The sequence below is a fragment of the uncultured Streptococcus sp. genome (assembly GCF_901875575.1).
Classification (GTDB): Bacteria; Bacillota; Bacilli; order Lactobacillales; family Streptococcaceae; genus Streptococcus.
This window is the reverse complement of sequence record NZ_CABFMF010000014.1, coordinates 22,401-30,910: the sequence shown is the minus strand read 5'-3', so window position 1 is coordinate 30,910 and position 8,510 is coordinate 22,401. Positions and strand designations below refer to the sequence as shown.

7 protein-coding genes are annotated in these 8,510 nt (G+C 35.6%); all 7 read left to right on the top strand.

The features are described from left to right. The first annotated feature begins 246 nt into the window (after positions 1–246). The gene (locus tag QZ114_RS05475) at positions 247–1,092 is read left to right on the top strand and encodes a phosphorylcholine transferase LicD (protein ID WP_295500678.1); all 846 of its coding nucleotides are present in this window, start codon (positions 247–249) and stop codon (positions 1,090–1,092) included. Beyond that, positions 1,082–2,185, top strand: coding sequence for a glycosyltransferase (locus QZ114_RS05470; RefSeq protein WP_295500677.1), 1,104 nt, complete (start codon positions 1,082–1,084; stop codon positions 2,183–2,185). The genes QZ114_RS05475 and QZ114_RS05470 overlap by 11 nt, the downstream gene beginning before the upstream one ends. 1 nt (position 2,186) lies before the next feature. Next, on the top strand, positions 2,187–3,173 hold the full coding sequence (locus tag QZ114_RS05465) for a glycosyltransferase family 2 protein (RefSeq protein WP_295500674.1): 987 nt from the start codon (positions 2,187–2,189) through the stop codon (positions 3,171–3,173). Between the two features lie 15 nt (positions 3,174–3,188). Next, the gene (locus tag QZ114_RS05460; protein ID WP_295500670.1) at positions 3,189–4,658 is read left to right on the top strand and encodes an O-antigen polysaccharide polymerase Wzy family protein; all 1,470 of its coding nucleotides are present in this window, start codon (positions 3,189–3,191) and stop codon (positions 4,656–4,658) included. After that, positions 4,651–5,685 carry a prephenate dehydratase gene (locus tag QZ114_RS05455; RefSeq protein ID WP_295500668.1) on the top strand — a complete coding sequence of 345 codons (1,035 nt, stop codon included), beginning with the start codon at positions 4,651–4,653 and terminating at the stop codon, positions 5,683–5,685. Before QZ114_RS05460 ends, QZ114_RS05455 begins: the two co-directional genes overlap by 8 nt. A gap of 524 nt (positions 5,686–6,209) precedes the next feature. Continuing rightward, complete coding sequence (gene tacF / locus QZ114_RS05450) at positions 6,210–7,697, top strand: type IV teichoic acid flippase TacF (RefSeq protein ID WP_295500666.1); 1,488 nt, start codon at positions 6,210–6,212, stop codon at positions 7,695–7,697. A gap of 9 nt (positions 7,698–7,706) precedes the next feature. Beyond that, the gene (locus QZ114_RS05445) at positions 7,707–8,510 is read left to right on the top strand and encodes a phosphorylcholine transferase LicD (protein ID WP_295500663.1); all 804 of its coding nucleotides are present in this window, start codon (positions 7,707–7,709) and stop codon (positions 8,508–8,510) included.

The following is an 8,510-nucleotide window of genomic DNA, read 5'->3' as shown; positions in this document are numbered from 1 at the left end:
GGATATCATTGCGGTCTGAAAGGGTAAGGTGTTTATGTTTTGTCATAGTGGACCTCATTTCTAACTCAAACGTCTCATACTTAATTCCACCATAAAAATCCGTTTTAGACTAATTTCCACTTCGGCCAGTCAAGTGGAAGTTACTTTGAGAAGTTACTCTAGCAATCAGGCTTTGATTTTTTACAGTCTGCAATAGATTTTCACCCCCTATTTGTGGTATAATGAAACGATACGATAGAAAGAATAATGAATAATATGACTGATTTAAAAGCAATTCAGGCTCGAAGTCTGGAGATGGCTGAATACTTTGTGGCCTTTTGTAAAGAACATGATTTGCTTTGCTATCTCTGTGGGGGAGGCGCTATTGGTGCCCTTCGAAACAAGGGTTTCATTCCTTGGGATGACGATCTAGACTTTTTTATGCCTCGTAAGGATTATGAAAAACTAGCAGAATTATGGCCTCGCTATGCAGATGAGCGTTATTTCTTGTCAAAGAGTCACAAGGATTTTGTCGATCGTAATCTTTTTATTACCATTCGTGACAAGGAAACGACCTGCATCAAGCCTTATCAGCAGGATTTGGATTTGCCACATGGTCTGGCCTTGGATGTTTTGCCTTTGGATTATTATCCGAAAAATCCAGCTGAGCGGAAAAAACAGGTTCGTTGGGCACTGATTTATTCTCTTTTTTGTGCTCAAACTATTCCAGAAAAGCATGGCGCACTTATGAAATGGGGAAGCCGCATTTTACTGGGTGTGACTCCAAAATCTCTCCGTTATCGCATTTGGAAAAAAGCTGATAAAGAAATGACCAAGTATAGTTTGGATGAGAGCGATGGCATCACAGAATTATGCTCAGGTCCTGGCTACATGAGAAACAAGTACCCAATCGCATCCTTTGAAGATAATCTCTTCTTGCCATTTGAAGGAACAGAGATGCCCATTCCAGTTGGCTACGATGCCTATCTCAGCACTGCTTTTGGTGATTATATGACACCTCCACCAGCAGACAAGCAGCTACCGCATCATGATGCTGTCATCGCTGATATGGATAAGTCTTATACAGAATATAAGGGAGAATATGGTGGCTAAGAAAAAAATCTTATTTTTTATGTGGTCTTTTTCTCTCGGGGGTGGCGCAGAGAAGATTCTATCTACCATTGTTTCAAATCTGGATCCAGAAAAGTATGCTATTGATATTCTTGAAATGGAGCACTTTGATAAGGGATACGAATCTGTTCCCAAGCATGTACGTATTTTAAAATCCTTTCAAGATTATCGCCAAGCTAGATGGTTACGAGCTTTTTTGTGGAGAATGAGAATTTATTTTCCAAGGCTGACTCGTCGCTTGCTTGTAAAAGATGACTATGATGTTGAAGTTTCTTTTACCATTATGAATCCACCACTGTTGTTTTCTAAAAGAAAAGAAGTCAAGAAAATCTCTTGGATTCATGGAAGTATCGAAGAATTTCTTAAGGATAGCTCAAAAAGGGAATCACATAGACGCCAGTTGGATGCTGCGGATACCATTGTAGGAATTTCAAAAAAGACCAGTCATTCTATCAAGGAAGTCTATCCAGATTATGCTTCGAAATTACAGACGGTCTACAATGGATATGATTTTAAGACTATTTTAGAAAAATCTCAAGAGAAAATCGATATCGAGATTGCGCCTCAAAGTATCTGTACTATCGGACGGATTGAGAAAAATAAGGGTTCTGACCGTGTGGTGGAAGTGATACGACTATTACACCAAGAGGGAAAAAACTATCATCTCTATTTTATCGGGGCTGGGGATATGGAAGAGGAACTGAAAAAACGCGTCAAAGAATATGATCTTGAAGACTATGTACATTTCCTTGGTTATCAAAAAAATCCTTATCAGTATTTATCTAAGACGAAAGTTCTTTTGTCTATGTCTAAACAAGAAGGTTTTCCTGGAGTGTATGTGGAAGCCTTGAGTCTGGGACTTCCTTTTGTCTCTACGGATGTTGGAGGGGCTGAGGAATTATCCCAAGAAGGACATTTTGGACAAATCATTGAGAGCAATCAAGAAGCAGCTCAGGCAATTACGAACTACATGACCTCTGCCTCAAACTTCGATGTCAATGAGGCTAGCCAATTTGTTCAACAATTCACAATTGCCAAACAAATTGAACAAGTAGAAAAACTATTAGAGGAGTAGCATGGAAACTGCATTAATTAGTGTCATTGTGCCAGTCTATAATGTGGCGCAGTACCTAGAAAAATCGATAGCTTCCATTCAGAAGCAGACCTATCAGAATTTGGAAATTATTCTTGTTGATGATGGTGCAACAGATGAGAGTGGTCGCTTGTGTGATTCAATCGCTGAACAAGATGACAGGGTGTCAGTGCTTCATAAAAAGAACGAAGGATTGTCGCAAGCACGAAATGATGGAATGAAGCAGGCTCACGGGGATTATCTGATTTTTATTGACTCAGATGATTATATCCATCCAGAAATGATTCAGAACTTATATGAGCAATTAGTTCAAGAAGATGCGGATGTTTCGAGCTGTGGTGTCATGAATGTCTATGCTAATGATGAAAGCCCACAGTCAGCCAATCAGGATGACTATTTTGTCTGTGATTCTCAAACATTTTTAAGGGAATACCTCATAGGTGAAAAAATACCTGGAACGATCTGCAATAAGCTAATCAAGAGAGAGATTGCAACTGCCCTATCCTTTCCAAAGGGATTGATTTACGAAGATGCCTATTATCATTTTGATTTGATCAAGTTGGCTAAGAAGTACGTGGTTAATACCAAACCCTATTATTACTATTTCCATAGAGGGGATAGTATTACGACCAAACCCTATGCAGAGAAGGATTTAGCCTATATTGATATCTACCAAAGGTTTTATAATGAAGTTGTGAAAAACTATCCTGATTTAAAAGAGGTCGCTTTTTTCAGATTGGCCTATGCTTACTTCTTTATTCTGGATAAGATGTTGCTAGATGATCAGTATAAACAGTTTGAAGCCTATTCTCGGATTCATCGTTTTTTAAAAGGCCATGCCCTTGCTATTTCTAGGAATCCAATTTTCCGTAAGGGGAGAAGAATTAGTGCTTTGGCTCTATTCATAAATATTTCCTTATACCGATTCTTATTACTAAAAAATATTGAAAAATCTAAAAAATTACATTAGAACGGGGGTGAGCGAGTGATTGATGGGAAACGATTATTATTTAGTTTGACCATAGTCAGCTATGCCTTGACGCTAGTAAGTGGAATTGTGTATCTGTTTAATAATAACAATGTTAGCTTGCTTTCTACTTTATTGTTCTTACTGGTTAGTAGCTTAATTGCTTGTTGGAATGATATCAAGTATTACTTAATCCATTTTATTTTCTTTTTAACTATTTTTATCTTTCTAGTATCAAGGCCAACCATTGATTACTTTAGGGATGGAGCTTTGGATACCTATCATCCGATAGCTTATCGTTTTGTCTTTATAGTTGTCATGGTTTCGATTCTGGGCTTGACCACAGGAGGCGTCCTGGCTCGTTACTTCATAGCTAGGAAGAAAATAAAAGTAGCAAATATAGGAAATTCTCTAAAAGAGGTTTATACCAAGCGGTTACGCTTTGTATCACTAGGAGTTTTTCTTCTAACCTATCCTTTCTATTTCATTCGGTTATTTGAACGACTCCTGTATCGCTTGCAGACTTCCTACTATGCCTACTATGCAAATTTTGAAAGTAAACTGCCTTATTTTACCTATATCTTATCAACATTTACGGTCTATGCAATGTGTATGTATTTGGCAACCAAGCCAAAGAAATGGCAGGCAACAGCAGTGCTTATCTCCTTTATTGCAGCCAATACTATTCATTTGGCAATCGGGACACGAAATCCCTTTATTTTAAGTATTTTATTTGCTTTTGTTTATTACTTTATGCGGGAGCAAACTGAAAAAGGAAAATGGATTGGATTTAAAGAAAAGTTAGCGATTTTTGTAGGATCTCCTATTCTCATGTTAGCGATGGGAGTACTCAATTATGTACGGGATAATGTCCAAGTTTCCCATACAGGTTTCTGGGATATCTTACTTGACTTTATCTATAAACAAGGGACTAGTTTTGGTGTCTTGGCTCGAGGTTTTCTATTTAACAGTAGCCTCCCTTACCGAGATTTCCGTAATTTTACTTTTGGTCCTGTCCTTGATTATTTTGCAAGGGGCAGCTTGGGGGCCATTTTCGGAGGAAAAGCCTTTGAACATACAACCAATAGTGTGGAACTAGCTATTGATAGTAATAGTTATGCCCACAATTTGTCCTATCTTGTTTTGAATAAGGAATACTTGAAAGGACATGGTATCGGAAGTAGCTATATCATGGAGTTGTATACAGACTATGGTATGATAGGAGTCTTTCTACTTAGTCTCTTACTTGGTATGTTATTTATAGCCATGTTGCAAGTAGCCTATCGCTCAAGGACAATCCTATTTGCTTTGTCCCTACTCATCTTGAATAATCTATTCTTTATGCCAAGAAGTAGCTTTTCAGAAAGTTTCTTCAATCTATTTACAATGCAATTCTGGGGAATTGTTCTTGTGATTATATTCGTATCAAAAATGTTTACAAAAGAAAACCAGTATCTACTAAACAAAGGAGAAAAAAATCATGTTTGAACATTATTCAGTAGCTGATTTGTTTGCAAATCTTTACAAAAAACGAAAAATAAATATTCTAGCTCTAATCGCTTTATTTGCTCTCATTGCAGTACCATTTACAATTAAAGCAGTTAAGAATAAAAACACTGTCAAAGACACAACAAGTTATTCAACTTATATCAGCTATAAAATCACACCTCCGGAAGATTCAGCTAAAACGATTTTGAATCATCAAATTGGTGGTTATAGTGATTTTTACGGGAAATTGATTGATGGTAATTTGAATGGAGCTTATCTTTTCAATGATGTAGAACCGAGTGAGTTGAAAAAAATTGCCAGTGAATTGGATACAACAGAAACAACCTTGAAAAATTCTACAAGTGACTATTGGTTGAAAAAACTAACAGTTAATTATATGATTGATGATATGGGGGTTGGTGTGAAAATCTTGACACCAAGTAAAGACGCGAATGACCTGTTAGAGAAAAAATTTGATGGATTGATTGATAAATTTAAAAATACCTATGCAAACGTGAAAATTGAAAAATTGGAAACGATCAACTCTAAAGAATTGAACGCAAATGGTGAGACAGCGCTGGGATTAAATGTCAAGAATCTAATTCTTCGTCTAGCAGTTATTGGAGTTGTCTGTGTGATTTTGATTGTGATGGGAAATGTATTGGTTTATCTCTTTAATCCAACAATCAATAGAGCAAGTGATTTTTCTCAGTATGAAATTGATTTTGTAACAGAGATTACAACAATTGCCAACCTAGCACTTGTATTATCATACAAAAATGCTGGACAAGAATTAACCATCGTTAGCTCAAACAAAGCTATCTTAGATAAATTGAAACAAAATCAAGATGCTTTAAAAGGAATTCATTTTGTAGATTTACATGACATACCATCCCTTTTAGAAAGAGATACAGTTCTTCTTGTTGAAGAGTACGGCGTTACTCGTTATAAGAAATTTGAGCAAAGTCTTCAAATACTTCGAAACTTAAATCGTTCTATCCTCGGTGTAGCAACCTTTAAATTATAAGCATTCTGATATATTATGTCCTCAAAGTTGGACAAGAGGTTTGCTTTTGAGGCCCTATAATGTTTGTAGCGGGTAAATCCCCTATAGATATTATGGAGCCTATTTTGCTGTCTTGCTCGAAAATTGGGTAGTCACTGAGACTTCTTTAGTAAAGAAAAATTAACAAATCCGATACATTTTTAACCCAAAGAATGGTAAGAAGTTAATTGAAAAGACTTCTATGATAGATATCAATCATTAACATTCAATCTTTTTACAACAATCATACTGCAACTAAATGATTAAGTCTTTGACAATTTTGTATTGTCAATCCCAACTGGAGTTCTTTGTTTTTTATGATATAGTTGGCCTTGATTCAAGTCCAATAAATTTTATTTGAAACACTCAAAAAGTTAGTTTTTAATCTTAAATATTGAGGGATTTGAGTTCTTAAAAATGGTCAAGAATAAGTAAAAATTAGTTGTTAAAAACAAAAGGCTTATTTTAACTAACTTTATGATATAATGAAAAACGAGGTAAATTTAATGAAAAGTATAAAATTAAATGCTCTATCTTATATGGGAATACGTGTCTTAAATATTATTTTTCCCATTCTAACTGGAACCTACGTAGCGCGTGTCTTGGATCGAACTGACTATGGATATTTCAACTCAGTCGACACTATTTTGTCATTTTTCTTGCCCTTTGCGACTTATGGAGTCTATAACTACGGTTTACGGGCCATCAGTAATGTAAAGGATAATAAAAAAGATCTTAATAGAACTTTTTCTAGTCTTTTTTATTTATGTATAGCATGTACGATTTTAACAACTGCTGTCTATATCCTCGCCTATCCTCTATTCTTTACTGATAATCTAATCATTAAAAAAGTCTACCTTGTTATGGGGATTCAACTCATTGCGCAGATATTTTCAATCGAATGGGTCAATGAAGCTCTAGAAAATTACAGTTTTCTTTTTTATAAGACTGCCTTTATTCGTATCCTGATGCTGGTCTCTATTTTCCTGTTTGTCAAAAATGAACACGATATTGTTGTCTACACACTTGTGATGAGTTTATCGACACTGATTAACTATCTGATTAGTTATTTTTGGATTAAAAGAGACATTAAGCTGGTTAAGATTCACCTAAGTGATTTTAAACCGCTTTTTCTCCCTCTGACAGCCATGTTGGTCTTTGCCAATGCCAATATGCTCTTCACATTTTTGGATCGTCTCTTCCTCGTTAAAACAGGGATTGATGTCAACGTTAGTTACTATATCATGGCTCAACGAATTGTAACCGTTATAGCTGGGGTTGTAACAGGTGCAATTGGAGTGAGTGTGCCTCGTCTCAGTTACTATTTGGGTAAAGGAGACAAAGAAGCCTATGTTTCCCTGGTTAATAGAGGTAGTCGAATCTTTAACTTCTTTATCATTCCACTAAGTTTTGGACTCATGGTTTTAGGACCAAATGCCATCCTACTTTACGGTAGTGAAAAATATATCGGAGGCGGTATCTTAACCTCTCTCTTCGCTTTTCGTACTATTATCCTGGCCTTAGATACCATTCTTGGTTCCCAAATTCTCTTTACAAATGGCTATGAAAAACGTATCACAGTTTACACAGTCTTTGCTGGTCTACTCAATTTGGGCTTAAATAGTCTCCTCTTTTTCAACCATATCGTGACTCCTGAATACTACTTACTGACAACTATGTTATCAGAGGCCTCTCTACTTGTTTTCTATATCATTTTCATCCATAGAAAACAGCTTATCCACTTGGGACATATCTTCAGCTACACTGTTCGATACTCTCTCTTTTCACTTTCCTTTGTAGCAATTTATTTCCTGATTAATTTCTTGTATCCTGTGGATATGGTCATTAATTTTCCATTTTTGATTAATACTGGTTTGATTGTCTTGCTATCAGTAATCTCTTATATTGGTCTACTTGTCTTCACAAAAGATAGCATTTTCTATGAATTTTTAAACCATATCATAGCCTTAAAAAATAAATTCAAAAGATCATAGGAGTATAGAATGAAACAACTAAGCATTGAAGATGCCAAACAAATTGAATTAGAAATTTTGGATTATATTGATACTCTCTGTAAAAAGCACAATATCAACTATATTATTAACTACGGTACTCTGATTGGGGCGGTTCGACATAAGGGCTTTATCCCTTGGGACGACGATATTGATTTATCCATGCCTCGAGAAGACTACCAACGATTTATTAACATTTTTCAAAAGGAAAAAAGCAAGTATAAGCTCCTATCCTTAGAAACTGATAGGAACTACTTTAATAACTTTATCAAAATAATCGACAGTACGACCAAAATCATTGATACTCGAAATACAAAAACCTATGATTCTGGTGTCTTTATCGATATTTTTCCCATGGATTGCTTTGATGATCCTAAGGTCATTGATACTTGTTATAAACTGGAAAGTTTCAAACTTCTGTCTTTCAGTAAACATAAAAATATTGTCTATAAAGATAGTATTATAAAAGATTGGATACGAACAGCCTTTTGGTTGCTCCTTCGACCGGTTTCTCCTCGTTATTTCGCACATAAAATCGAGAAAGAAATTCAAAAATATAGTCGTGAGAATGGTCAATATATAGCCTTTATCCCTTCGAAATCTAAGGAAAAGGAAGTCTTCCCAAGTGGTACTTTCGATAAAACAATCAATTTGCCCTTTGAGAATTTAAACCTTCCTGCACCTGAAAAATTTGATACTATTTTGACTCAATTTTATGGGGATTATATGACCTTGCCACCTGAAGAAAAACGTTTCTACAGTCATGAATTTCACGCTTATAAATTGGAGGATTAG

Excerpts from the sequence above, each read along its gene's own strand:
- QZ114_RS05455 (WP_295500668.1), top strand. The coding sequence starts at position 4,651 with ATGTTTGAACATTATTCAGTAGCTGATTTGTTTGCAAATCTTTACAAA.
- QZ114_RS05445 (WP_295500663.1), top strand. The coding sequence starts at position 7,707 with ATGAAACAACTAAGCATTGAAGATGCCAAACAAATTGAATTAGAAATT.
- QZ114_RS05470 (WP_295500677.1), top strand. The coding sequence starts at position 1,082 with ATGGTGGCTAAGAAAAAAATCTTATTTTTTATGTGGTCTTTTTCTCTC.
- QZ114_RS05465 (WP_295500674.1), top strand. The coding sequence starts at position 2,187 with ATGGAAACTGCATTAATTAGTGTCATTGTGCCAGTCTATAATGTGGCG.
- tacF (WP_295500666.1), top strand. The coding sequence starts at position 6,210 with ATGAAAAGTATAAAATTAAATGCTCTATCTTATATGGGAATACGTGTC.
- QZ114_RS05475 (WP_295500678.1), top strand. The coding sequence starts at position 247 with ATGAATAATATGACTGATTTAAAAGCAATTCAGGCTCGAAGTCTGGAG.